The following is a 1,343-nucleotide window of genomic DNA, read 5'->3' on the forward strand; positions in this document are numbered from 1 at the left end:
TATTGATAATTTCTGTACGATAATTGATTTTATTTTTTATTATTGGAGATGTCTATTAGACATCTTCACCAAAAGAGAGAGTAGGGGAAAGAATTAATGAATAAGGGTGCAATAATTGATATGGTTAGGAAACCCATCCATCCCTCGACCACTTTTTTCCCCTTGAAAGAGTCGGCAGAGTAAGCTGAATTATTTAATTAATAATTATTAATTATTCGATAAACTAAAAGCAATAGCTGATAGCTGAATGCTTACTTAATATTTAATCACAGTTGCTCCCCAAGAAAACCCAGCAGCGCTACTGGCTAAAACTACTAAATTACCAGGCTTTATTTTCTCTGATTCTATAGTTTTAGCCAAACCAAATAAAGTATCTGTTGCTCCTAAATGACCGCTTTCTTTTAAAGAGATAAATGTATTTTTTTTGCTTAATTTCAGAGATTCAAAAATTGATGATAATAAACTTTTTTTGATTTTATTAGTAAATAAAAAATCTATTTCTTCTATGGAAAATCCATTTTTTTGTAATGCAGCTATTATAACTTTTTTATAGTTTTTTAAATAAATATCTGATAAAATTTCGTCTAATTTTTCACGGTCTTCTACTTTGACATAATTAAGCTCTAAATCAATATTTTCATCTTTTACAGGTAACTTAGTACCGCCCAAAGGTACTCGAATAAAATCAGCTAATTTCCCATCAGTCATGCCATGATATGAGAGAATTTTGTTACTAGACTCTCCTTTTTTTAACAGCGCGGCGGCGGCACCGTCGGCGAAAAAAAGTATGGAGTTTATATTTTTATCCGAGTAATTAAGCAACTGGGATAATTTATCGCTACAAACAACTAAAGCATAATTTAAGCTCGAATCTGCCAACAACATATTCCGGCAAATATGAATGCCTAAATTGCCACTGTTGCAAAAATTTCTAACTTCAAAAGCATGAGCATTTTCAGCACCAATAATACCTTGTATTTTAGCTGCGGGAGACCAAAATCTGTAATCGTAATCTCCCACACCACAATAAGCAATTAAATCTATTTCTTCTGGTTGAATTTGGGCTTTATTTATAGCCGATATTGCTGCTTTTATTCCCATATCACTAGGATGTTCGTCTTCCGCAGCAATTGATTTTTTTTCCATGCCTATTTTTTCTGTCAAAACCCACAGAGGAATATCTGCTAGTTTAGCGATCGCTTCGCTAGTCATAACTCCTGAAGGAATATAATAACCAATTGCTGCAATACCGACTGTTTAATGATTTTTTTGGTTTTTAATCATATCGGTTTCTACTCTTTAGTCAAATATTTCAAAATTATAGAGGGAGTAGGAAGTAGGGA

Annotated in this window: 1 protein-coding gene; it reads right to left on the reverse strand. The window is 32.5% G+C overall.

The annotated features are described in order from the left end of the window. Positions 1-255 precede the first annotated feature (255 nt). Positions 256-1,212, reverse strand: a complete 957-nt coding sequence (locus tag F6K13_RS33480; protein WP_287289972.1) for a 3-oxoacyl-[acyl-carrier-protein] synthase III C-terminal domain-containing protein — start codon at positions 1,210-1,212, stop codon at positions 256-258. Between the last annotated feature and the right edge of the window lie 131 nt (positions 1,213-1,343).

It is taken from the genome of Okeania sp. SIO2B9 (assembly GCF_010672505.1).
Taxonomy (GTDB): Bacteria; Cyanobacteriota; Cyanobacteriia; order Cyanobacteriales; family Microcoleaceae; genus Okeania; species Okeania hirsuta.